The sequence below is a fragment of the Lysinibacillus sp. GW823-FHT02G10 genome, assembly GCF_058797135.1.
The window spans coordinates 1,533,883-1,558,269 of record NZ_JBXAJI010000001.1 but is presented as its reverse complement, the minus strand read 5'-3'; the positions used below and the strand labels follow the sequence as shown (position 1 = coordinate 1,558,269).

Here is a 24,387-nt window from a genome sequence, read left to right as displayed (position 1 = left end):
AAATATTATATGTGGAAAATGAAATATCTTTTATTATATGGACAATTCTTTGTCCCTCTTATGTGAAGCCGTTGACGGAAAACCCGGTGACGGCTAATCCATAAACGGAAATCCAGACACTACTAAATAATAAATAACTAAATAATAATTAACTAAATAAAGATGATGAGATAAGCATATGGAAGGAGTGCAACAGACGCAAAAAGAATATTCTAGTGTCTACTACTGGGTATCAAAATCACTAGTCGTGTATTTCAGTCTTTAGGTTAATGTTTGTGCCGTAGAATTATTGTAAGGTTATAGACAACACTGTAATTTTAAGCATGTTCTCCCTTTGATTCCTTAGAGCATTTCAATGCTTTAAAGCGCTAACTATTTCCTGAAAATGATAAAAAATAACAGGGTGATAGTTGACAAATATTTCTATAGTGTGATAATCTTCAAGAACACTATAACAAATAAGCTAAAGGAGGGCATGACAATGTTAATTTTATCAGTATCAAATTCAATCACAGTTACATACATTGTCCGTGCCTAACGCTTTATTTACTATTGCAGAACTAGGTATGGAATTATCCTGCCTTTTATAAGAGACACTTACTCTTTTAGGGTATGTGTCTTTTTTTGTGCAAAAAAGGTTGTAGTGCAAACAAAAAAGGAGTGTATGTATATGACAAAAACAGTTAGAAGAATGATTTTCAAAAAGGAATTACTAGAAAGTGGGTAGTCATCCACAACAGCACGGAGGAAAGAAGGTTATGATGTATGTTTGATGTGTTAAGTAAATTAGGCTGGTTCTTTAAAAAATACTGGAAGCAATATACGGTGGCCATTGTTCTACTAATGGTTGCCAGTGGATTAGAGGTTGTCCCTCCCTATTTACTCGGTTCTATTATAGATCTATTGACTGCAGGAGAAATGACACCAGCTATTTTAACAAAATATGTCTTGATTTTTATTGGGATTATTATTGGGGGCTATTTATTAAATTTTGTGTGGCAATTCCGACTATTTGAAGGAGCTATCAACCTTGAGAAAATTTTACGTCGTAATTTAATGCAGCATTTTTTACGTATGACCCCAACATTTTATGAAAAAAACCGAACCGGTGACCTGATGGCTCGTGCAACAAATGACTTGAATGCCGTATCCACGACAGCAGGTTTTGGCATTATGACGTTGATTGATTCAACGATTTATATGGGCTTTATCATTTTTGCGATGGGCTATATGATTTCGTGGAAGCTTACATTTTTTGCTATGTTACCAGTTCCTATTATGGCGATCCTCATTCAATATTTAGGGAAAATTGTTCATGAGCGATATATGAAGGCACAAGATGCTTTTGGGGAACTAAATGATAGTGTGCTAGAATCTGTAGCAGGAGTGCGAGTGGTGCGTGCCTATGTGCAGGAAAAAAAGGATGAGGCTAATTTTGCAGATATGAGTGAAGTTGTGTATGCGAAAAATATTCATACAGCGAAAATCAATGCTTTATTTGGCCCGATTACAAAAGTCGGAACAGGCATTAGCTATGTTGTAGCACTTGGTTACGGGGCTCATTTAGTGGCAACTGAGGCGATGACGGTTGGGCAACTGGTCACGTTTAATGTTTATTTAGGTTTGGCTGTTTGGCCGATATTTGCGATTGGTGAGCTCATCAATGTTATGCAGCAGGGGAATGCCTCACTAGATCGCGTGCAGGAAACCTTGAACTACGAGGCGGATGTTCAAAATATTCCGAATCCACAAATGATTGCGACACCAAATGCGATTGGCTTTGATGCCTTAACATTCCAATATCCGATGAGTCAGGTGAAAAACCTACAGCAGATTTCACTTTCCTTGAAAAAAGGCCAAACGCTTGGCATTGTTGGTAAAACGGGAGCAGGTAAAACAACCTTCCTACGCCAATTATTGCGAGAATACCCAATCGGTCAGGGACAGCTTTCCATTGACGGTATCGATATTACCGCTCAAACGAAGGAGCAGATCCTCGATTGGATTGGTTATGTGCCACAAGATCATGTGTTATTCTCACGAACTATTCGTGAAAATATATTATTTGGGAAAGAAGATGCAACACAAGCAGAGTTGCAGCAGGCGATACGTGCCGCGTATTTTGAAAAGGATTTAGACAATCTACCAATGGGCCTTGAAACACTTGTTGGAGAAAAGGGTGTCTCTCTTTCAGGCGGTCAAAAACAACGTGTATCTATTGCTCGTGCTTTAATTAAAGATCCTGAAATTTTAATGCTGGATGATTCACTCTCCGCTGTCGACGCGAAGACAGAGGCAAGAATTATTGAAAATATTCAGCGTGAACGTCAAGGTAAAACGACGATTATTACGACACATCGCTTGTCTGGTATTCAGCATGCCGATGTCATCATCGTACTGGATGATGGGCAAATTGTAGAGCAGGGAACACATGAGGAACTTCTTGCGCAACAAGGATGGTATAAAGAGCAATTTGACCGTCAGCAGCTAGAAGGAGGTGCCTCATGAGTACGAGTCAACGTTTAATGCGCTATGCGATGTATTTTAAAAAGCCGATACTATTAGGCTTATTCTTCCTAACAATTGCCGTATTCACGGAGCTTGTTGGACCGTTTATTGCGAAACATATTATTGATAATTACATGACAATCGGTCATATAGAAATCAAACCGATTACATGGTTGCTCATTGTGTATTTACTTTTAGCCATTGCAACAGCCATATTACGTTATTTTATGTATATTTATTTGCAAATTGGGGCAAACCGTGTTATCCAAAAATTACGTAAAGATGTCTTTGAACATATTCAAACTTTACCAATCCAATACTTTGACAATTTACCAGCGGGTAAAATTGTTGCGCGTGTAACAAACGATACAGAGGCAGTTCGGAATTTATATGTACAGGTACTATCCAATTTTGTGACGAGCTTCATTTCTATTTTTGGGGTGTATATAGCGCTCTTTATTTTAAATTGGAAAATGGCAATGCTTGCTTTAACCATGATTCCAATTGTTTATGTGTGGATGATTTTATATCGAAAATTTGCCTCTAAATATAACGATGTCATTCGTACAAAAATTGCAGATATTAATGCCATGATTAACGAATCCATTCAGGGCATGACAATTATTCAGGCGTTCCGTCGTGAGCAGCAAATGACGAAGGAATTTGATGACATGAATAATGAGCATTATGCGTATGAACGTAAGCTGCTGGTGCTTGATTCAGCTACATCCTTTAACCTTGTGAATACGCTAAGACTTATCATGTTTACGGTCTTTATTTTCTACTTTGGTACACGCTCATTCACATCAACTGAAGTGATTACAGCAGGGACATTGTATGCATTTGTTGATTACTTAACAAAGCTATTTAATCCGATCACGAATATTGTGAACCAGTTTTCACAGCTTGAGCGTTCACTCATTGCAGGTAAACGTGTCTTTGAGGTGCTAGATACGAATGGTGAGCCTGTTTCTGAAAAGAGCATCCCACGATATAAAGGAAATGTGGTTTTCGAAGATGTTTCCTTTGCCTATAAAGATAATGAATATGTGCTGAAAAACCTGTCATTTGAAGCACATCAAGGTGAAACAATTGCCTTAGTTGGTCATACAGGTTCAGGGAAAAGTTCCATTATGAACTTGTTGTTCCGCTTCTACGACCCATCAAAAGGCAAAATAACCATTGATGGCATTGATATTACTTCTGTTCCACGTCAAACGATGCGTGAACATATGGGTATTGTGCTACAGGACCCTTACTTATTTACGGGTACGATTGCATCCAATGTTAGTTTAAACAACCCGCGCATCTCTCACGAGAAAATAGAAGCTTCCTTAAATGCTGTAGGGGGAGAACGTGTTTTAGCTAATTTACCAAATGGCTATGAGGAACCAGTTATTGAGAAGGGCAGCACATTATCTTCAGGACAACGTCAGTTGATTTCGTTTGCACGCGCCCTGGCGTTTGATCCAGCAATTTTAATATTGGATGAAGCGACATCGAATATTGATACGGAAACGGAAGAAATTATTCAGCATGCGATGGATGTCCTGAAAAAAGGACGAACAACGTTTATTATTGCCCATCGACTTTCTACCATTAAAAATGCAGATCGTATTCTTGTACTTGATCGAGGAAAAATTGTAGAAAACGGCACGCATGATGAACTGCTAGCGCTTGGCGGAATTTATGACAAGATGTATCAAATGCAGGCGAACTCCTTACAATAATAGCTTAAAAGCCCCACTTCAACTGTGAAGCGGGGCTTTTCTATTTATCTTACATATTTGAAGACATTGATAAAGAATAACAGGACAGACAGCGCTACAGCAATTCCACCACCAGACACGAAAAGCTCAAATAACCAGCGTGGTACATCCCAATACACCATCATCATGCCAACAAAAAGGAAGGGTAAACCGAGATTGTAAAGCCAGAACTGTGCTTTGGCGAGACCTGTCTCCGCAGCATTTTTATAAGTCGAATAAATTAAACCAATGAATCCAGTAGTTAGCCAACCTACCACACCAATATGAGCATGTGTCGCTTTCCATTGAAGTTGAACCGTATAATGCATAAACAGGCCAAAAGCAAAAACAATTAATAAATAAAAGACTGAAACCTTTATCCATTTAGCACCCATTATCCACAACTCCTTTCTTGAAAGTGATTTTAGCTAGCTGCTACAGTATATTCTTGTCAAATTAAAAAGATGCTTGTATGTATTTGAAAATAAATGTTGTTGGTTTTCACTAAACTAAAATATTTAATGAGAACTTTTTGTAATATGTAAACTTTTCATGGAGTTCTGCGTTGTATAGGCAGAAGGGAGGTGGACATGGTAAAGCAATCAATGAATGCGTTTCTACAGCAAGCAGGAACGCTGCTATATCGTTATTTGAGAAAACGTGGATTAGCCCATGAGGATGCAGAAGATATCGTCCAAGATACATGTTATAAATTTTTATTACATAAAAATGGAATTCGGTCAGACAAAGTAATGAGTTGGTTATATCGTGTAGCAACCAATCAATTTTATGATCTCAAGAGAAAAGAAACACGTCATCCAACAACAGAATTAGAGGAAGTTCAATTGACTTCATTGATTTATTCCTGAGATCCAGATGCTAAAGAAAGAAAAATTAAAGGACATACAGAACACACTGGAAACGCTATCCATTTTGCATCAGGAATTATTAATCCTGAAATATGAGCTGGGATTATCGTATAAGGAAATTTCAGCCTTGATGAATAAGAATGAAAACACACTAAAAACGCATGTCAGACGTGCTAGGGAAGAATTTACTGAACGATTTAAGGAGGATATTCATGATGAATAATGAAGAAAATGAATTTTTGTTTGATGATAGACAAACGAAAAAAATAATGAGAAAGGCAAGGTTTTGGTCAACAGTCAAAATGATTTGGATTACATTAATCGTTACCCCCGTTGTGCTAATAGCATTATGGTATGGGCTGAGGGCTTTATCGTTAAATAGTGCGCAAAAAGTAATGGATGATATTCATTTATTTAACGAAATAAGTGCGCCCAATGTTCAAATTAGTAATCAGGTTTATGACGATCATTTGCTGGGAGGGAAAATAACAACAACAACCTATAAGGTGCTTGGAGATCAGCATCGGCCATATATTTGGCAGCCTATCAAAAGCGATTATAATTTATTTGGAACGCTTACACGAACGGCCATTTCTAACCCCATCCAAATAGAAGGTTCAGAATCACTGGCGGAAACATCTCAATTCGAACGGTTTAATGACTACACAGGTGACCGAGAAATGTTTTTTTATCATCCAAGGATTTCCTACGACCATTATCAAGATAATATTAGTGAACTGCATCAATTGGAGAAAAATACTTTAGTAGAAATAGCTATTTCTTTTGATGATGCCTATGATTTTGGTGAAATTAAAAGCAAGCTACCTTCTGAAGTACAAGTAGATTGGTGGTGGGTGGATGCCTATACAGATGATACACTAGATTTTTTTAAGCAAGGACAGAATACTATTTCAGCCAATGATCCATACATTTATGGCTTTCAATCAGAGCAATCCAAACCAAAACCTCGACGCTCTTCAAACGACGAGGTTGAGACCTTTATTCGAAACATTGAGCTTCTTCGTAAAAGCAAGAACTTTGAGTGGGAAACAAACCAGGTTTATCAAGCTTTAGTAGGGGAAAATGGCACCCTGGAGAAAAGTGATGTGAAAATAAGTGGGGCTGTAGTAACTGGTACTCCAGAGCAATTGCAGTCTTTACAAGGACAAACCTACATTAAAGGGTCTATATTTGGGGTAATATCAAATCAGAAATAGAGCGTTGGAAAAGAGAATCGGCACAATCATGTAAAAAGATCAATTTTAGAAAGCTTATTTTGGATGAACCCTTCTCCAGAATAGGCTCTTTTATCGGAAACAATTTAGTTTAAAATTAAATAGTTTAGTGTTAAACTATTAACAGATAAACAAGAAGGAGATGTTGTTGCAATGGGTAAACTACAAAACAAAGTGGTCATCATTACTGGTGGTGCAGGTGGTATTGGTAGTGGAATGGCAAAAGCTATGGTAAAGGAAGGGGCGATTGTTACAATTGTTGACTTAAATGCAGAAGCAGGCGAGGCAATGGCAAAAGAATTACAAGAAATGTCTCCGAAGTCTATGTTTTTACAGGCTAATCTAATGGAACGCGACCAATTACCAAAAATTATTGATACAGTCGTAGAAAAATACGGTAAACTAGATGTGCTAGTTAATAACGCTCATGCTGCTAAACAAGTTACAATAGAAGAAACTACACAAGCAGATCTTGATTTGTCATTTGGAACAGGTTTTTATCCAACCTTCTATTTAATGCAAGCAGCCCTACCGCATTTAAAAGAAACTAAGGGTAATATTATTAACTTTGCATCTGGAGCAGGCATTCAAGGTCATGAAACACAGGCTGCTTATGCCGCTGCCAAGGAAGCCATTCGTGGTATTTCCCGTGTTGCCGCAAATGAATGGGGACGTTTTGGTATTAATGTCAATATCATTAGTCCGCTTGCTGATTCACCAGGTGTACAAGCATGGGCAAAAGCACAGCCAGAGTATTATGAAGCGGTGAGAAGTAAAATCCCGTTAGGCCGTTTTGGTGATATTGAGCAAGATATTGGTCGAGTAGCTGTTTTCCTAGCTTCTGACGATTCTCAATACATTACAGGTCAAACGATTATGGTGGATGGAGGCTCACTAATGCTTCATTAATTCTCAGCGTTTGAGGAGGATTTTTTTGAAACAGACAAATATTTTTAAACTGATTCATATGATTGAACAGGTGAACAATGCGAATATTATACGTTTTACAAAAGCGTTCCCATATCCTTTAGGAATTTCACCAATTTTAGTTTTAAATGAGCTACATGTCAAAGGCCCACAAAAACAAGCCGAATTAGCTGAGACAATCGGCTATACAAAAGGTGCTATGACGAGCATTGCTGAAAAGCTGGTCAAGCTTGGATTAGCAGAAAGACTATATGATCCATCCGACCGCCGCACCATCCGCTTACAAATTACAGATGAGGGTCAAAGTGCTTTAGCAAAGGCTCAATCTATCGGAAAAGAGGTCTTTGTACAGCTTTTTGAAGTATTAGATGATGAGGAAATTGCCCAATACTTGCGGATTCAAGAAAAATTAGTACAGGGTATCCAGCAGAAATAACCATGTAAAAAAATCAACCTACCTTTTAAGAGGTGGGTTGATTTTTCTTTGTTTAGGGGGATTGGGTACGTAAACTGGCGGATAAAACTCAAAATGTGACGGATAAAAAGAGGGTTCTAGCGGATAGCTTTCCTTTTTTACATGATAGAATGGCTCTAAGTGGATAGAATGTCCAAACTGGCGGATAAAACTCAAAATGTGACGGATAGAAAGAGGATTCCAGCGGATAGCCTTCCTTTTTTGCGTGATAGCCATGCTCAGCACAATCCGAATGTCCATATGAACTGCTTGAAATGAAATAGTTCATTTAAAATCTAATTGTAAAATAGTTGAATTTATTGAAAATTGTCCGTCTTCATTTTATAATCAAAATACGGTTCTATTATAGAGACATTTGAGGTGTGAAATGACATTAAAAACATTAGATAACTCATTGGAGGTACTGAAATATTTTAATAAGGAAAATCCTACATGGGGTGTTCGTGAGCTAGCAAAAGAGATGGATATTAGTCACTCCATTATTTATCGGATTTTAGCAACCTTCGAAAAACAAGGCTTTCTTATTCAAAATCCTGAGACAAAAAAATATGAATTAGGGCTTCGCTTTCTAGAATATGGCCAGATGGTTAAAGATAAATTAAATCTTTCTGACTTTGTTTTACCAATTATGATCAACCTTGCAGATACCATCAAAGAATCCGTATTTTTAACATGGCTGGATGGAACAGATGGTGTCACAGTAGAAATAGCTGAGAGCTCTCAAACCATTAAGTTTTCAGTGTCGATTGGCACGCGGACACCACTACATATCGGGGCATCTTGTAAAGTCATCATGGCGTATCTACCTGAAGAGAGAAAAAAGGAGATCATGGAGCATGGGATGAAAAGATTAACTCCTGAAACCATTACTGACCCTGATGAAATGTTAGCCGATTTAGAAAAAATACAACAGCAAGGCTGGTGCTTTTCAACAGGAGAGTACTCTCATTCAGTATTTGGGCTAGGTGTACCTCTTTTTAATAGTAAAAAAGAAGTCATTGCCTCCTTAACAATTGCTGGCCCTATTTATCGTAAGCCAACAGAGGAGAAGTTACCTGATATGGTGAATGTTCTTCAATATGGAGCGATGAATATTCAACGGTATTTCGATCAATACAGCTTTAAATTATATCATGAATAAGCATGAAAAAGAGGCTCAAGATAGACATTAACTATCTTGAGCCTTTGCTTGGATTTTTTTCATGATGGATACGGCCTTGTCAATTTCTTCAAACGTATTAAAATAGTGTGGTGAAAAACGGGCCATTTTAGAAATTTGATTGCGTTCCATAATGGTATTCGCCATAAATGTGCCAGCTTCAATGATGACCCCATGTTCTGCTAAAGCATTGGTTAGCTCATCTGGTGACAGCCCTTCAATGTTAAACGGCGTAATCGATAATCGATGAGCACTATTTTGAGGACCATATAAGACAATGCCTGGAATGGTTGCAAGCTGTTCAATTAAATAGTTTGTTAGCTGCTTTACACGATCATATATGTGATGGATACCGATATTGTTCGCATAATCAATAGCTGCCCCTAAGCCGAAAATACTTGGAATGATCGGACAACCTGGCTCAAAACGTTTAGCTGTTTCTAAAAAAGAATAGGCATTGTTCTGATAATCCCACTGGGTGCTGCCCCAGCCAATCATAATAGGCGTCAATGTTGGAATGAGTGCTTCTCGTACATATAAAATACCTGATCCTTCAGGGCCGCGTAGCCATTTCCGCCCACTTGCAACTAGAAAGTCACAGCCAAGTTCGGCAACATTAATGGGTGTTAAACCAAGTGTTTGATTGGCATTCATCAATGTTAGTACATGGTGTTGCTGGGCTAGTTGACATATTTCTTTGGCGGGCTGGAGTGCCCCAGCAGCGTTAGACATATGGGCAAAGGTAATCAATTTTGTTTGTGGTGTGATGAGTTGTTCAAGTGCATATAAATCTACCATATATTCATCATTGGTTTTTAACACTTTCAGCTGAACCCCTTGTTGCTGAAGGGCAAGCCAAGGTACATAGTTACTCAACATTTCTGTGTCGAGCACTATGACCTCATCTCCCTGTTTCCATTGCAAGCCACCTGCGACATAATTAATCGCCATTGAACCGTTTGGCACAAAGGCAATCTCCTCTTTTGTTGCGCCGATGAACAAGGCCGCTTTTTCTCGAATACGCTCTACTTGCGCATACGTTTCTTGACGAAAAGAGGGCAAGTAGGGACCAATACTTGCTTGTTTTTGGAGATAGCTAGTCATTTCATCCACTACTGGCTGTGGCATGGCAGATGCAGCAGCTGTGTTTAGATAAATATAGTGTTCAAGTAGCGGCATATCCTGTTGTATTTTCCTCATATCGATCATTGTACACACCAACCTTATAAAATGATTAATTCTTTCGAATAGGTCATTAAATTTTCGTAACCATTTTCTGTGACGATTAAATTATCCTCGATACGAACACCACCAACATCCTGCACATAGATACCTGGCTCCACGGTAAAGGCCATGCCTGGCTTTAACACTAGCTGATTCCGCTGCATCATATAAGGCTCTTCATGTGCACTTAAACCAATGCCGTGGCCAAGTCGGTGTGTGAAATAATTGCCATAGCCGGCATCGCGAATAATGTCTCTTGCCAGATCATCAATGGCATGAGCTGTCATACCTGGTTTTATGGCTGCTATGGCTGTTTCATTTGCTTGCTTCACAATGCTATAAATTGTTTTGAGCGTTGGAGAAACTTCTCCTAAAGCAACTGTTCTAGTCATATCCGCCACATAGCCCTTATAAATCGCGCCAAAATCTATGACGATTAATTCACCTGTCTCTATTTTCTTTGTGCTCGCTCTACCATGAGGAAGTGCACCTCGATAACCAGAAGCAACAATGGTTCCAAAAGGTGTTCCCTCTGATCCACGTCGTCTCATTTCATATTCTAATTGGGCTGCGACTTCCATCTCTGAAATACCAGCTTGAATAATCGGTAATGTGGCTGCAAGACTTTCTTCGACGATCTGTACAGCCTGACGCATGAGGGCTATTTCGTGTTCATCTTTTTCCATACGTATATCACGAATGGTTTCACCGATATCACATACAGTGTCATATGTAAGGTTTTCGATAGCTTTCTGTTCCTTCACGCGCATGGTGTCAAACTCAACGGCAAGTGTCTGCACTGTTCCTAGTTCTTTTTTTAGTTGCTGGATGGCTTGTGACGGTCCTTCCTCATCCGAATAGGATAAGATTGTCCCTCCATTACCCAAGTCAACTTTTGTTAATTCTACTTGTGGAACGAGAAAGTATAATTGATGATGAGCAGTAATAGCGACTACTGTTAGGCGTTCACTTTGCTTTAACTGAAGACCTGTAAAATAATACATGTTTGACCCTGGCACTAGCACTGCTACATCAATTGACTGTTGCTGCATACGGGAAACGAGCTGCTCTCTTCTTTTTTGAAACATTGAGTGATTCCTCCTAAAAACGTTTCTATTATAGAGACGTTGTATCTGAAAAATAGTATATATCAACAATAATGAATTTTCAATAAATTAAGATAGCACCATTTTGATAGAGGGCAATGAATGTAAAAGGAAGATAATTGACAAATGAGGGAATAGTATGTTGTAAATTTAGTAAATACTAGTGTACGTCTTTTTTTCGTTCATTATGCATATAAGTAGACTAGATAAACTTTTTTCCAACTTAATACGTCAAAAAGAGGGGCAAAATTGTTAAGCAAGAAAGGACTTATGTATGGAAAAAAACATGAAACGCTCAAAAGAGAAAAAGAGCAAGAAAAAATTATGGCTGTGGATTGTTGGTAGCCTATTAGCAATTTTTTTAATTTTTATAGGTACTGCCTACTTTACCATCCAAAAAACTATGAATAAAATAAATACACCACTTATTCAAACAACAGATGCAGCACAACCAGAAGAAAAAACAGTGATTAAAAAAGATCCCTTTTCGGTTCTAATGCTTGGGGTCGATGAACGTAAAGATGATAGTGGACGTTCCGATACCATGATTGTAATCACTGTAAATCCTGAAAAGCAGACGATGAAAATGCTTAGTATACCCCGTGATACTCGAACAGAAATCGTTGGTCATGATACAGTAGATAAGATTAATCATGCCTATGCCTTTGGAGGCGTCCCTATGGCTGTGGATACGGTCGAAAATTTTTTAGATATACCCATTGATTATTATGTATTTATTAATATGGAGGGCTTTTTACAAATTATTGACACGCTGGGTGGCGTAACAATCGATAATGATATGGATTTAACCTTTGACGAATACCACTATCCAAAGGGAGAAATCACATTAGATGGTAATGAGGCCCTTATTTTTTCTCGTATTCGTTATGAAGATCCTCGAGGTGATTTTGGACGCCAAATTCGACAACGTCAAATCATTGAAGCGGTGATGAAAAAAGCCTCCACACCATCAACATTATTAAAAGCAACTGATATGTTGAATGTACTAGGCGACAATGTTCGCATGAACTTTTCGGTGAAGGACCTTATTCAGCTGCAAAGTATTTATAAAAAAATGGATAAGGATATTGAGCAGTTATCGTTCGAACAGGGAGACGGTGAAAGGATTAACCGCATTTGGTACTATATTCCGAATGAGGCAGAGCTTCAAAAAATACAAACAGATTTAAAAAACCATTTACAAAAGTAAGTAAGCAAGTTGCTTACAAATGTCGCATACTAGTTGTAAACTTTTTGGCCACGAAGGGAGGGAGATGAATGAATGGGAGGACCCAGGTGCTGAGGTATACAGCGCTGAATCATTGCATGCAAAGCTATGTACCTAAACGTAAAGTGCGAAAAAATCCAGTCCAATCAGCAATTAGAGGCCTACAAGTATTATGTTTAAAATTATTTATGTAAGGGATAAAAAATCATTCAGGTAGGGTGCATGCCTAGTTGAATGATTTTTTTGCTGTTATTCATCATTTTTCGATATTTCTTGAAATATCAGAAAATTAAGTGTATACTGACATTAGAAATGGTTAAAGGAGTGATTGTGATGATTGTAGGCACAATTTTATTAGCATTTGCATTACCAGTGGGTATCGTATTAGCAGTAGATTTATTAAACGAGCAGCATCACTCTGCTACACAAACTAACCATTCATAACGTTGAAACAGTAAAATATCAATTTCTAGACAATGTTACTTTGTAGCCTTGTCTATTTTTCTATGAATAGGAAACAATTTGTGTGATTCATTCGTCAATAATAGTGAGAAAATGTTATACTATTAAAAAAACAGTATCGGGGAATGAGCATGCAAGCGGAAAAAACATCCAATCTTAAAAAAGAAATATTATCCTACATCAAAATTATTGTCATTACAGCTGTTGTTGTTTTTGGCTGTAAGCAATTCTTATTTGCGCCGATTAAAGTACAGGGAGCATCTATGTATCCAACTTATCACGATAAGGATATTATTATTGTAAGCAAAACAAGTAAAATCGAGCGTTTTGATCAAATTGTTTTCCAATCTCCTGTCGAAGATGAGTTATATATTAAACGTGTCATCGGTCTTCCAGGGGATAAAGTGGAAATGAAAGATGATGTATTGTACGTCAATGGCAAAGCATATAAAGAAGATTATGTGAACCGTCAAACGGATGATCCTAATCAATTACGCATTACGGAAAACTTTACATTGGAACAATTAGTGAATGAAAAAGAAGTACCAGAGGGCATGTATTTTGTGCTTGGTGACAATCGCCTAAAAAGTAGTGACAGTCGCCATTATGGTTTAATTTCAGAGGATGCTGTATATGGTGAATCGAAATTAATACTATATCCATTTAGTCATTTTCATATTGGCTCAAAATGATGAAAAAAGAGGTCACTCCATTGAGTAGCCTCTTTTTATTGTTGGGGTAAATCGGTACAGCTTTTATAAGTGGGATAATAGACACAAATCCTTGAATTTTCAACGGTTTCCTTGATGGGCGATGGCTTACTTTTCATGGGAGATTGCATTGCTGGTTCTTCATTTGTGAATGCTTCTTCTACTAATTCTACGCCATAAAATAGTATTAAAAAATAGCAGACAAATCCTACTATACGCAAACAATCACCTCGTAAAATAGTTATTGTATGTTTATATATATGGTCAAATTCGTCGAAATATAAGCAGAAAATCGAAATTTTCTCTTGCCGAAAAAATTTTTAGAGACAATGAATTCTATGAAAAAAGCTATTGTCAATGAAATTTTGATGTGCTACTATAGCTAAAGTAAATATTTGATCTGTATAACCTCAATAATATGGATTGAGGGTCTCTACCAGGAACCATAAAATCCTGACTACAAAACTTTGCTTCATTTTTGTAGTCAGGATTTTTTTAGTTTGTTTTAAAACAATCTCCTACAAAAATGAACGTGTATCGAAGGGGAGATTACGATGAATTGGAGAGTTTATATTCTTGCTGTGACTACCTTTGCAGTAGGGTTAGTTGAATTAATTGTTGGTGGAATCCTGCCAAATATTGCAGAGGATTTAGATGTGTCTTTAGCGACAGCGGGACAATTAATTACTATTTTTGCACTTGTTTATGCGATTTCTGCGCCTGTCCTACTATCCTTGACAGCCAAGGTGGAACGCAAGCGCTTATTCCTTATTTCTTTATTTATTTTTACGTTAGGAAATCTAATGACCTTCTTTAGTACAACGTTTATCATTGTGCTAATCGCACGTATTTTCACAGCTATGAGTACAGCGTTAGTGATTGTTTTATCATTAACGATTACAACTAAAATCGTAGAGCCTCGCCATCGTGCTAAAGCACTGGGGCTTGTTTTTATGGGGGTAAGTTCTGCGCTGGTGATCGGTGTGCCAATGGGTATTTTTATTACAGAAGCGTTTGGCTGGCGAGCTGTATTTTTAGGTATTAGTATCCTATCAACGATTTCAATGATATTAATTGCTTTATTACTTGAAAAAATGCCAATTGGAGAAGTAGTTCCACTCAAGGCGCAAATTAAATCGCTGGCGAATTTGAAAATCCTGACAGCACAGTTAACTACCCTATTTATGCTAGCGGGCCATTACATGCTCTACGCCTATTTAACACCATTTTTAGTAGAGGCATTTGATATGAATGCTTCATGGATTAGTATCTGTTACTTAATCTTTGGTATTGCCTCTGTTAGTGGGAATGCTGTAGGTGGATGGGTGAGTGATAAAATTGGCACAAGTAAAGCCATAATTTTAATTGTCTCAGCCTTTGCCATTGTCTTATTTAGTATTCCTTATACAATTATTGCCCTTCCACTGTTTTTAGTATTTACGGTTTTATGGGGTGCGTTGAGCTGGGCACTGACACCGCCATTACAAAATTACTTAATTCAGGCGGATCCTCAATCATCGGATATTCAGCAAAGCCTAAATACAGCTGCCCTGCAAATTGGTATTTCTATCGGATCAGCAGTTGGTGGCGCAATGTTTGCTTGGACAGGTTCTGTTATGCACCTAGCTAGCTTTGGTACGATTCTAGTTCTTTGTGCATTAGGCTGTGCGATCTTTTCTATTAAAAGGGCACCTCTTGGACAGGAGCAGCACGTAGATTATCAGTCAGCACATCATCATTCATAATCGAACGATAGCCCTGAAAGGTATTGGGAAAGCCATCCCAATACCTTTTTAATTGGTTTGCATGAATCTATTTTCGTACACTTCCCAAAATTAAATTCTCTATGGTTTCTTAGCATACTCTAATTACCTATGGAATAGATTGTTGTAGTTAATGAATTTACAGATTTGAGGAGTTTGAGATTTTAAGAGCGAATATTATTTTTAAGAAAAATAGTAGGAGACTTTCAAATCTTGTAAATGGAAGGAGAACTCAATGACTGAATATCATCAACAATCAACTGCTGAAGTCATGAAGATATTGAACGTCACCACGCAAGGTTTGACTGATGATGACGTCCAAAAGAGGCAACAGGTCTATGGCTATAATGTATTAGAGGAAGGGAAAAAGACAAGTACGTTGGCTGTTTTTATGGGCCAATTCAAAGATTTATTGGTCATCATTTTACTCGTTGCTGCCTTCGTTTCCTTTCTACTAGGAGAAGTAGAAAGCACCATTGTGATCATGATCGTGGTTATTTTAAATGCCATTTTAGGTACAGTGCAGCATGTGAAGGCTGAACAATCATTAGATAATCTAAAAGCATTGACCTCTCCCATTGCCAAGGTCATGCGTCATAATCAACTAGTAGAAATTCCTTCTGAAGAAATTGTAGTAGGGGACCTTCTGATGTTGGAGGCGGGAGATTATATTAATGCGGATGGAAGACTACTAGAAAGCCATAATTTACACATCAACGAAAGCTCTCTTACAGGCGAATCAATTGCTGTGGCAAAAAGTACAGACCCCATTCGGAAGCAGAATATCACCATTGCGGATAAGAAAAATATGGTGTACTCAGGAAGCTTTGTGACCAATGGACGTGGCATCGTGATGGTTACGGCAATTGGGATGCAGACGGAAATCGGAAAAATTGCGAATTTACTCGATACAGCAAAGGAAAAGAAAACGCCATTACAAATTAGTCTCGATCAATTCGGTGAAAAATTAGCCTTAGGGATTACGCTGATTTGTTTAGCAATCTTTACGATTGATCTTATCCGAGGACGAGCCTTAGTAGAATCCTTTATGTTTGCTGTATCTCTTGCTGTGGCGGCTATCCCTGAGGCTTTAAGTTCTATCGTGACCATCGTATTAGCTTTTGGCACCCAAAAGATGGCAAAGGAAAATGCGATCATCCGCAAGCTTTATGCTGTGGAAAGCTTGGGGAGTGTATCGGTCATCTGTTCTGATAAAACAGGTACTTTAACAGAAAATAAAATGGTGGTACAGGAAGTTTTTGTGGACCAGAAGAAAATTCCTCATGATTGGCTCAATCCAATAAATCCAGTGGAAAAAGAACTAATGGTAAAAGCGCTTTTATGTAGTGACGCTGTCGAGCGTGACCACAAAGAAATTGGTGATCCTACAGAAATTGCGCTCGTGAAATTGGGGAAACAGTATGGGTTAGATGAATTGAAGATACGTGAGCAATATCCACGATTGGCTGAAATTCCATTTGATTCGACGAGGAAGCTTATGAGCACTGTCAATCAGATGGACAAGCAGCCCATCATGATTACCAAAGGGGCTCTGGATGTACTCTTACCCAAAGTGACACGAATCAAAACATCAACAGGTATTTTTGAGATAACCCCGCAGCATCGCCAGAAAATCGAGGCGGTGAATCGTGATTTTTCTATGAATGGTTTAAGGGTGTTAGCCATTGCTTATAAGGAGGTATTGCCTCTACAAAAAGTCGATCCACGAGCGGAACGAGATTTAATCTTTGTCGGCTTAGTAGCGATGATGGACCCTCCGAGAAAAGAGTCGAAAGAGGCTGTGGAAAGCTGTATAAAGGCAGGTATTAAACCCGTCATGATTACAGGAGACCATAAAATTACAGCAACCGCGATTGCCGAACAAATTGGTATTTTGCAAAATCCAGCTGAAGCTATAGAGGGACATGCACTCGAAGGCTTAACTGATCAAGAGCTGCAAGAGAAAGTACAGGATTATTCTGTTTATGCCCGTGTGACACCAGCCCAAAAAATTCGAATTGTTAAAGCATGGCAGGATAAAGGACATGTGGTGGCCATGACAGGAGACGGTGTCAATGATGGACCTGCTTTGAAGCAAGCAGATATTGGGGTGGCTATGGGCGTAACAGGCACAGAGGTTGCAAAAGATGCCTCATCCATGATTTTAACGGATGACAATTTTTCAACAATTGTTAAAGCAATCGCCAATGGCCGTAGCATCTATACAAATATTAAAAATGCCATTCTGTTCTTATTATCTGGAAATGCAGGCGCTATTTTTGTCGTGTTATATGCAACGGTTCTGGGCTTACCTGTTCCTTTTGCACCTGTCCATCTTCTATTCATCAACTTATTAACAGATAGTCTGCCTGCTATTGCCATCGGTTTAGAGCCAAATAATAAGAAAACAATGAAGGACAAGCCTAGAAACATTCATACTCCTTTATTAAATAAAAAATTTACCACACAAGTTGTGCTTGAAGGGATATTAATCGCCATCTCCACCATTATTGCGTTTCAAATCGGTTTATCGACAGGCGATACGTTAACAGCAAGCACGATGGCCTTTACAACACTATGCCTGTCAAGGTTAGTGCATGGCTTTAATTCTCGATCCAAACAATCCATCTTTGCGATTGGTGTATTTTCGAATAAATATACGTGGTTCGCCTTTATCATTGGTGTGCTAAGTTTACACATGGTCTTATTTATGCCGATGCTTACAACGGTCTTTGAGGTAGCTCCATTAACACCTGCTCAGCTAGGCTTTATTTATAGCCTATCGGTGTTACCATTCCTAGTCAATCAATGGTATAAGCTACTGTTCGTGAGAAATCGATAAAGATTAAAAAAAGAAGCTTCCGTTAGTTATTAAAACGGAGGCTTCTTTTTAGTGTGTAGAGGCTAATAACCAGCCTTTACTCTTACTTAGGTCAATCAATCTCGCTCCAAGTAGCGCATAACGCATATGGAGTTCACTATATTTGGTTAGATGTGTTTTCTTTACTGCTAGCTCTAAAGCTTGGCTTACGGCAATCAAAGAAGAGGCAATATTCATCGATAAAATAGCACTTATTTCGCCATCATTAATGAAAGATTTCCCACGAATATCCGTTATTTTCATTTTACTGTATTCTATCGATGCTGTTGGTGCCAGCACACCGTTTTCCTTTAATAGCAGTGTTAGCTGTTTATTTTCCTCTTTTAAACATTGAATAAATTCCAATGTAAGGATTTTTAAGTTTTTATCACGCGTATGCTTAAAAAAAGCATGACTGGAAGCAATATAGCCTTGATTGATCCCAAGCTGTGACCAAAGCTTGAAAACCTCCTTAAACCGTAGCGATGCTAGATTTTCATTTATCATTGTCATCCTGACACTTCCTAACTCTTAGGTTGATTTAAGATTAGGATGTAGCAGTAAATGACATTCTATTCATCTTTTACAATAAAAAATGTATAAGAGGTCGCTAATAGTAGGTGCCATAAGGGTACATAGGAGGGTAACGATAGGGATAAGGGTATGGACATGGTTTCATATATTGCTGTGGCATGGTTGGTTTATAAGGGGCTTGATCGGTTGCTGATTGGACACGATTGCAGCCTTTTGCTGGTCCGATATAAGTCGTAGGAACAATCGGTGCAATCGTTTTCTTCCATTGTTCTTCATCTAAACAATACGTATGGGCCATAATATTGGCTGGTGTGAATTTTAAGATATCAGAGCCTAAAATGACCTCTGGCGTTGGCGCATCAAAAATAGCAAGTAGATGCGTGTCATCTTCTGTGGCTACTTCATAATGCCACCAGCCCTGTGGTACATTCGCAACCTGCCCAGGCTTGATAGGATAGTTTTGAATTTTCTTGGTAAAGGGATTCAATAGAGAAACCGTTGCTGCTCCTGCAATACAATAGACAAGCTCTGCTGCATTTTGATGGTAATGTGGCTCGATGACATTGTCTTTACTTAAAAAAATATCAAGCAAAGATGTATTTTCTAATGTATTTAATTGTTCCACACCGAGAATATTAATGTAATTTCGGGAGTCTTTTTTAAAAAGCGTACTTTTATTGACATCAAAAGTGAACGCTGTAGAAGGGGAGCTATAATCGATATTTGAGCTGATACTTACATCCTTTCTCATATAAATTGAGCTATTCATCATCATAGATTATGTTTTAGGTACTTCTAGACTTACACAAATGCCTAGCTACAGTCAGCCTCTGTCTGGATAAAAAATTAGCTTAAATTACCACTTCTATTTTAGAACATACGTGCGTATAATAAAAACACAAACGTTTGTTCTTATTTATCAAAAACGCTGTTCAACATGAACGCAAACAGAGTCAGTAAAGGAGCATTCAACATGAAAGAACAGTTGATAAAAGCCATGCATCGTCACCAAATCGTTCACATGATGTATATAGCGAAATCAGGTGCCATTACGAAAAGGCGCGTGAAAATCATCCACATTAAAGGTGATTCCTTTACCGCCTTCTGTTTTACAAGGCTAGCGAAGCGTACGTTTCATATTAACAATGTTCTAGCACTTCTGCCCATTCTCCAACGGGAGTCTGAGGTGATATGAATTACAACGACTTCCCACAGAAAGATATTTTTTGTATTGATATGAAGTGCTTTTATGCAAGCTGTATTGCCATGCTAGAAGGGCTAGATGTGCTGACAGATCCAATTGCTATCATCGGTAATTTTGAACAACCTGGCAGTATTGTGCTGGCTGCATCACCAGTGATGAAAGAAAAATTTAACATTAAAACAGGGAATCGGCGTTATGAAATTCCCAAACATCCAGATATTAAGTTGTTTGAACCAAAAATGTCCTTTTTTCTAGAGATGTCCATGGCCATTACGCGTCTGATTGCACAATATGTCCCTCCAGAGGCGATCCATGTTTATAGTGTGGATGAAAGCTTTATAGATCTAACAGGCACGGAGCAACTTTGGGGTTCGCCTGAGCAGGTAGCCAAATTGATTCAGGAAGACATCTATGAAAAGTTTCGCATTCCGTCCGCCATTGGCATGGGACCAAACATGTTGATGGCTAAATTAGCATTAGATTTAGAGGCAAAAAAAACAGGCTTTGCCAAATGGACCTATGCCGATGTCCCAACAAAGCTTTGGCCAGTGCGTCCTTTATCTGATATGTGGGGGATTGGGAAACAGATGGCAGCCAATTTAAATGCGATGGGTATTCAAACAGTCGGTGGATTAGCCCATGCCGATTTAGCCGAATTAGAAAAGCGTTTTGGTATTATGGGTAATCAATACTATTACCATGCATGGGGCATTGATCTCTCCACATTAGGTGAGCCATTGGTGAACAATGCGGCATTAAGCTTTGGGAAGGGCCAAATGCTCATGAAGGATTATCACACACGAAAGGATATTGCAGTTGTACTCCTAGAAATGTGTGAGGATGTGATGCGACGTACACGGGAAGCAGGCTATGTCGGGCGGACTGTTAGCTTGGGGCTCTCTTACAGTCGCAATGCGATGACGAAGGGGTTCCATCGCTCAAGAACCATCGAAAGTCCAACCAATGAGACCCTTGTTATGTATCAGACTTGTCTGGACTTACTAGATGAGCATTTTGCGGGTGAGCCAGCGCGTCAATTATCTGTTAGACTGACAAACTTAGAGCCAGAGCGTAGCATTCAGCTTGATTTATTTGATGAGCGTAAGGACCAGCGACAGGTCATTGGTCATGTCATGGATGCGATTCGTAGAAAATATGGAGTGGTGGCCTTATTACGCGCAGCCTCCTATACCAGCGCTGGTACAGCTATTTCACGGAATCGCTTAGTGGGCGGGCATTTAGCATAAGGAGTGGAAAAAATGATAAGAGATAGAGGAACGATGAAATGGACAGCGATGATGCTACCAGAGCATTTAATGCTTTTGAAGGCATGGAAACAAGAGGTGTTGACAGAGTTGCCTCGGGAACATGCTGAATGGGAGCTTGAAGAATTACAGCAAATAATCACACAAGCATTCACACAGCATAACTATATTATGTTAACTATATGGGAACATGGTAACTATGTGCAATGGGGAGGTACCATTCAAGCGATGAACGAGGACCAGCTGCTACTAGAAACCATTACCACAACGAAGCACATCCCGTTAAGATACATTTATGCTGCTCGTATAGAAGATGATGGATGTGATTAATGGAGAGCAACGACGATTATTACATCAATATTTGCTGCTTGATTTAGCTGTGAAATCCTTGCAGCACGATCTAACAGTGGCGGAGCATTTTAAGATGAAGCGTGTATTTTTACCTGCTATGGATGCTTTATTAAAGCAGCTACACAAAGATTATTTTCAATTAAAACGTCAGCTCGCCCAACAAAAAATACGATTAGTTGGCTGGCATCGAATTGATGATTATTTTAGTGATGTGCAGGTGGCTACCGCAGGCAATGATGAGGTACTACGCTATGCCAATCAAGCGTTAAAAACACAAGTCGAAGAGCTAATGAATAAACATTTACACAATGCCTAGGCTTACGTCTACGACGAAAAAGCCAAAAGCTGATGACAGGAGTGGTCAGCTTTTGGCGGCTTTATTTCTCGATAGGTTTCACATCAATTTGCTCAACAAGAAACTCATTGTTAGTACGATTAAATTGATAGGTAATACGAACATCGGCTACATAAATAGGTGAGATGCCAATCGATCCAGGGATGTTTAACATTATTTTTTGATTTTCTACTGTATAAATAACCACACCACCGAAAGCAAGTTGCGCTTGCTTGATATCTGGTACTGGATCAAAGTCATAATCAAATGTAGATTCTTTTCCCTGTGCTTTCATCGTAATCGCTAATGTGCCATCATCTTTTTTCGTAATCGTTGATTCAATAGTATGTGCAACGATGTCTTCATAATGTTGGACATTCATCTCCGATAAATCCTCTCCATTTACCACATGAATCTCATAGTGATTGAGGCCTGTCCCTCGTCCAGTTTGGATAATAATAGCAGCCTCTTCCTTATGATCATTTGTCAGATCTGTATAGAATAACTGAGGTTTAGTTCCTGTATCAGGGATTGTCCAGTCAAAATTTTTCTGCTTACCACCAATATCTAAAGTTACCTCTGTAATTTCATTTTGTGCTTCATTTCGTGCAAATAATTTCACCTTCTCATCATCGGAAACGGCGATCAATGGAGCCTCATGCTGTATCTCCAGCTGTGATGAGACCTGTTCAGCAGGGGTGTTTACTGTCTCATTTGGAACAGTAACACTACATCCAGCTAGTAGAGAAATTCCTAATAACCATAGCCACATCTCTTTTTTCAATGTCTAGTTCCACCTTTTCTATAGCTAATTGACTTTATTATACTGTATAAACATGCCCCATAGCAGTTGAATTCGTGAAGGAAAAGCTTATATGCCAGGGAGTGGAGGTGTAACAATGAAATTCTTAGAGATGGTAGGGGAAAATAGAATTCCATTGTTTGTAAGGTACGTCTCGCATTTTGAAAAGCAAATGAGTGACGATTTCTTTACAATGGCAAATTCATAACGATTTGTTCACCAATAGGTCCCATTCTTCTTTCTCCATGATCCATAAAGCCTACTTTGACATATAAATTCTGTGCAGCTATATTTTTATGATTGACGACTAACACTACTTCATTACATTCTTTAAACTCCTGCTTCACAAAATCAGCAAGTGCAGACATAGCCTTTTTAGCATAGCCCCTACCTTGCTGCTGATGGTCGATGGACAGGGCAGTTAGTAACATTGCCTGAGGATTACTAGAATATTGTTGGACTCTGTCCGTTGCATGAAGCACAAAAAAGCCGACAGGTACGCCACCACTTAAAATCACAATTGGATACTGTCCGACCTTCTCGATTGAAATCTCTTGAGGAAGTGCCGTAAATTGGTGTTGTTCTTCAGGTAATTCAAAACGATTTAACTGCTCTACATAGCTTTCAGAGAAATGTACTAACTCAATATTCGTTGTTTCTTGCATAAAAAAGCCTCCTTTTCTAATAGTTTAACCATAGAACAAACGTTCGTCAAGGAGGCTTGTATTAAAATAATGTGGGGGTAGGTCATTTTAACTTAAAAGGGTACCAAAAAGTAAAATAAAAGAAATACTAATCATCACAATAAGTGTAATGACCATTGTTAAAATTCCTCGAAGCAAGGTCGTTAAATTTTTAACATTTTTCATACCGACCAGGCTTAGGTAGAAACAGGCAATAGACAAGAGTAGTGTCAACAGTAATGGATGGAAATGAAGATAGGTGTCAAAGAAGTCTTTCATTGAACCTGATAGAAAAAATAATAGAATACAGCCCAAAGATAAGATAAATGACCAGAGATTTAAATTAATTCCCATTGTTTTCCTCCTTCCTATAAAAACGAATTTGTTGTAGGAATGTTCCGATGATTCCGCTTGATAGGGAAAAGGAGAAACTAAATGTGTGTTGCTAGAACAGGGTCACTCGGACGAAAGTGACCCCAAGTACCAAAAGGAGTGTAAAGTAAAGTTACAAGAACTTTACACTACTATTATTATGTGAAGCTAGCGGTTTAAGATAGTTATCTATCTAAATTACTAACTTTTAATTGTGAGTAAAAATAAATGAGCTAGAAAAAAACGAAAAGGGAGGAGATTTGAATAGCTGTGGTAGTGATTCATGCTAAAAAGGCTTTAGCTTCTGTAATGGAACAGAGGCTAAAGCCTGAGAAGATCAATTAACACATGAAGCTAGCACCAACGATAATAAGAAGGATGAATAGTACAACAATAAGCACGAATGTAGAGCTATTGCCGCTTCCATTGTCCCCGCCACAGTAACTATTGAAATTACAGTAACTCATGAAACACACCTCCTTTCTTTCTTTTAAAGTATGTATTGGACAAAAGGGGGGTGTTAGCGAGTAGAGAAAAAATGAGTTGTCCCTTCATTCGGGAATAAAGC

General features: G+C 38.5%; 27 protein-coding genes and 1 riboswitch. Of the genes, 17 read left to right on the top strand and 10 right to left on the bottom strand.

Translation table 11 applies throughout. The features are described 5' to 3' along the window. The first annotated feature begins 765 nt into the window (after window positions 1–765). Together AC1RFD_RS08185 and AC1RFD_RS08180 are read left to right on the top strand one after the other, a co-directional pair. Window positions 766–2,508: an ABC transporter ATP-binding protein gene (locus AC1RFD_RS08185; protein ID WP_115673309.1), complete on the top strand. Its 1,743-nt coding sequence runs from the start codon at window positions 766–768 to the stop codon at window positions 2,506–2,508. Further along, window positions 2,505–4,238, top strand: coding sequence for an ABC transporter ATP-binding protein (locus AC1RFD_RS08180; protein ID WP_054550412.1), 1,734 nt, complete (start codon window positions 2,505–2,507; stop codon window positions 4,236–4,238). The genes AC1RFD_RS08185 and AC1RFD_RS08180 overlap by 4 nt, the downstream gene beginning before the upstream one ends. Before the next feature lie 44 nt (window positions 4,239–4,282). Here the strand turns inward: AC1RFD_RS08180 and AC1RFD_RS08175 are convergent, their stop codons facing one another. Further along, window positions 4,283–4,651, bottom strand: a complete 369-nt coding sequence (locus AC1RFD_RS08175; protein ID WP_048392470.1) for a hypothetical protein — start codon at window positions 4,649–4,651, stop codon at window positions 4,283–4,285. Window positions 4,652–4,846: 195 nt separating this feature from the next. Between AC1RFD_RS08175 and AC1RFD_RS08170 the strand changes: the two genes are divergently transcribed. From AC1RFD_RS08170 to AC1RFD_RS08145, 6 genes are all read left to right on the top strand, one after another. After that, the gene (locus AC1RFD_RS08170) at window positions 4,847–5,125 is read left to right on the top strand and encodes an RNA polymerase sigma factor (RefSeq protein ID WP_492474799.1); all 279 of its coding nucleotides are present in this window, start codon (window positions 4,847–4,849) and stop codon (window positions 5,123–5,125) included. Between the two features lie 7 nt (window positions 5,126–5,132). Next, the gene (locus AC1RFD_RS08165; RefSeq protein ID WP_333003886.1) at window positions 5,133–5,348 is read left to right on the top strand and encodes an RNA polymerase sigma factor; all 216 of its coding nucleotides are present in this window, start codon (window positions 5,133–5,135) and stop codon (window positions 5,346–5,348) included. Continuing rightward, window positions 5,341–6,342, top strand: a complete 1,002-nt coding sequence (locus tag AC1RFD_RS08160; RefSeq protein ID WP_403018641.1) for an anti sigma factor C-terminal domain-containing protein — start codon at window positions 5,341–5,343, stop codon at window positions 6,340–6,342. Before AC1RFD_RS08165 ends, AC1RFD_RS08160 begins: the two co-directional genes overlap by 8 nt. A gap of 171 nt (window positions 6,343–6,513) precedes the next feature. Next, window positions 6,514–7,269 carry an SDR family NAD(P)-dependent oxidoreductase gene (locus AC1RFD_RS08155; RefSeq protein ID WP_036077242.1) on the top strand — a complete coding sequence of 252 codons (756 nt, stop codon included), beginning with the start codon at window positions 6,514–6,516 and terminating at the stop codon, window positions 7,267–7,269. A gap of 25 nt (window positions 7,270–7,294) precedes the next feature. Further along, a complete protein-coding gene (locus AC1RFD_RS08150; protein ID WP_004230567.1) occupies window positions 7,295–7,723 on the top strand; it encodes a MarR family winged helix-turn-helix transcriptional regulator in 429 nt (142 codons plus the stop codon). A gap of 406 nt (window positions 7,724–8,129) precedes the next feature. Continuing rightward, window positions 8,130–8,903: an IclR family transcriptional regulator gene (locus AC1RFD_RS08145; protein ID WP_036077236.1), complete on the top strand. Its 774-nt coding sequence runs from the start codon at window positions 8,130–8,132 to the stop codon at window positions 8,901–8,903. 27 nt (window positions 8,904–8,930) lie between these two features. Here AC1RFD_RS08145 and AC1RFD_RS08140 read toward each other — a convergent pair whose 3' ends face one another. Together AC1RFD_RS08140 and AC1RFD_RS08135 are read right to left on the bottom strand one after the other, a co-directional pair. Further along, window positions 8,931–10,130: an aminotransferase class V-fold PLP-dependent enzyme gene (locus AC1RFD_RS08140; protein ID WP_492474797.1), complete on the bottom strand. Its 1,200-nt coding sequence runs from the start codon at window positions 10,128–10,130 to the stop codon at window positions 8,931–8,933. A gap of 14 nt (window positions 10,131–10,144) precedes the next feature. Continuing rightward, the gene (locus tag AC1RFD_RS08135; protein WP_319839280.1) at window positions 10,145–11,233 is read right to left on the bottom strand and encodes a M24 family metallopeptidase; all 1,089 of its coding nucleotides are present in this window, start codon (window positions 11,231–11,233) and stop codon (window positions 10,145–10,147) included. Between the two features lie 292 nt (window positions 11,234–11,525). Here AC1RFD_RS08135 and AC1RFD_RS08130 point away from each other — a divergent pair, with 292 nt between their 5' ends. The 3 genes from AC1RFD_RS08130 (at window position 11,526) to lepB (ending at window position 13,633) form a co-directional block, all read left to right on the top strand. Beyond that, the gene (locus AC1RFD_RS08130; RefSeq protein WP_054550408.1) at window positions 11,526–12,461 is read left to right on the top strand and encodes an LCP family glycopolymer transferase; all 936 of its coding nucleotides are present in this window, start codon (window positions 11,526–11,528) and stop codon (window positions 12,459–12,461) included. 351 nt (window positions 12,462–12,812) lie between these two features. After that, complete coding sequence (locus tag AC1RFD_RS08125) at window positions 12,813–12,923, top strand: hypothetical protein (protein ID WP_004230560.1); 111 nt, start codon at window positions 12,813–12,815, stop codon at window positions 12,921–12,923. A gap of 149 nt (window positions 12,924–13,072) precedes the next feature. Continuing rightward, window positions 13,073–13,633 carry a signal peptidase I gene (lepB, locus tag AC1RFD_RS08120; RefSeq protein WP_048392477.1) on the top strand — a complete coding sequence of 187 codons (561 nt, stop codon included), beginning with the start codon at window positions 13,073–13,075 and terminating at the stop codon, window positions 13,631–13,633. Between the two features lie 35 nt (window positions 13,634–13,668). Here lepB and AC1RFD_RS08115 read toward each other — a convergent pair whose 3' ends face one another. Further along, window positions 13,669–13,872: a hypothetical protein gene (locus AC1RFD_RS08115; protein ID WP_036218669.1), complete on the bottom strand. Its 204-nt coding sequence runs from the start codon at window positions 13,870–13,872 to the stop codon at window positions 13,669–13,671. Between the two features lie 159 nt (window positions 13,873–14,031). Next, window positions 14,032–14,131, top strand: a riboswitch (purine riboswitch). Window positions 14,132–14,205: 74 nt separating this feature from the next. Between AC1RFD_RS08115 and AC1RFD_RS08110 the strand changes: the two genes are divergently transcribed. Both AC1RFD_RS08110 and AC1RFD_RS08105 read left to right on the top strand, forming a co-directional pair. Beyond that, a complete protein-coding gene (locus tag AC1RFD_RS08110) occupies window positions 14,206–15,396 on the top strand; it encodes an MFS transporter (RefSeq protein ID WP_009370354.1) in 1,191 nt (396 codons plus the stop codon). Between the two features lie 253 nt (window positions 15,397–15,649). After that, window positions 15,650–18,256 carry a cation-translocating P-type ATPase gene (locus tag AC1RFD_RS08105; RefSeq protein WP_048392479.1) on the top strand — a complete coding sequence of 869 codons (2,607 nt, stop codon included), beginning with the start codon at window positions 15,650–15,652 and terminating at the stop codon, window positions 18,254–18,256. 48 nt (window positions 18,257–18,304) lie between these two features. Here the strand turns inward: AC1RFD_RS08105 and AC1RFD_RS08100 are convergent, their stop codons facing one another. Both AC1RFD_RS08100 and AC1RFD_RS08095 read right to left on the bottom strand, forming a co-directional pair. Continuing rightward, window positions 18,305–18,787: a DUF3231 family protein gene (locus AC1RFD_RS08100; protein WP_048392480.1), complete on the bottom strand. Its 483-nt coding sequence runs from the start codon at window positions 18,785–18,787 to the stop codon at window positions 18,305–18,307. Between the two features lie 97 nt (window positions 18,788–18,884). After that, window positions 18,885–19,541: a cupin domain-containing protein gene (locus AC1RFD_RS08095; RefSeq protein WP_407717001.1), complete on the bottom strand. Its 657-nt coding sequence runs from the start codon at window positions 19,539–19,541 to the stop codon at window positions 18,885–18,887. 240 nt (window positions 19,542–19,781) lie between these two features. On the opposite strand from AC1RFD_RS08095, the gene AC1RFD_RS08090 reads away from it, so the two are divergent. Genes AC1RFD_RS08090 through AC1RFD_RS08075 form a run of 4 tightly spaced genes read left to right on the top strand, consistent with a single transcriptional unit; the run spans window position 19,782 to window position 21,944 of the window. Then, window positions 19,782–20,003 (top strand): transcriptional regulator, encoded by a 222-nt coding sequence (locus AC1RFD_RS08090; RefSeq protein WP_048392481.1) that lies wholly within the window; start codon window positions 19,782–19,784, stop codon window positions 20,001–20,003. Further along, the gene (locus tag AC1RFD_RS08085) at window positions 20,000–21,259 is read left to right on the top strand and encodes a Y-family DNA polymerase (protein WP_112118455.1); all 1,260 of its coding nucleotides are present in this window, start codon (window positions 20,000–20,002) and stop codon (window positions 21,257–21,259) included. The genes AC1RFD_RS08090 and AC1RFD_RS08085 overlap by 4 nt, the downstream gene beginning before the upstream one ends. Before the next feature lie 12 nt (window positions 21,260–21,271). Further along, on the top strand, window positions 21,272–21,607 hold the full coding sequence (locus tag AC1RFD_RS08080; protein WP_009370357.1) for a YolD-like family protein: 336 nt from the start codon (window positions 21,272–21,274) through the stop codon (window positions 21,605–21,607). Beyond that, window positions 21,591–21,944, top strand: coding sequence for a YhjD family protein (locus AC1RFD_RS08075; protein ID WP_009370358.1), 354 nt, complete (start codon window positions 21,591–21,593; stop codon window positions 21,942–21,944). The genes AC1RFD_RS08080 and AC1RFD_RS08075 overlap by 17 nt, the downstream gene beginning before the upstream one ends. A gap of 61 nt (window positions 21,945–22,005) precedes the next feature. On the opposite strand, the gene AC1RFD_RS08070 is transcribed toward AC1RFD_RS08075, so the two are convergent. The 4 genes from AC1RFD_RS08070 to AC1RFD_RS08055 form a co-directional block, all read right to left on the bottom strand. Continuing rightward, window positions 22,006–22,746, bottom strand: coding sequence for a hypothetical protein (locus AC1RFD_RS08070; protein ID WP_492474794.1), 741 nt, complete (start codon window positions 22,744–22,746; stop codon window positions 22,006–22,008). Between the two features lie 206 nt (window positions 22,747–22,952). Next, entirely contained in the window at window positions 22,953–23,429 is a 477-nt protein-coding gene (locus tag AC1RFD_RS08065; RefSeq protein ID WP_048392488.1) for a GNAT family N-acetyltransferase, read from the bottom strand. 87 nt (window positions 23,430–23,516) lie between these two features. Continuing rightward, complete coding sequence (locus tag AC1RFD_RS08060) at window positions 23,517–23,801, bottom strand: hypothetical protein (protein ID WP_036076476.1); 285 nt, start codon at window positions 23,799–23,801, stop codon at window positions 23,517–23,519. A gap of 359 nt (window positions 23,802–24,160) precedes the next feature. Beyond that, a complete protein-coding gene (locus AC1RFD_RS08055) occupies window positions 24,161–24,286 on the bottom strand; it encodes a YjcZ family sporulation protein (RefSeq protein ID WP_081011033.1) in 126 nt (41 codons plus the stop codon). Window positions 24,287–24,387 lie beyond the last annotated feature (101 nt).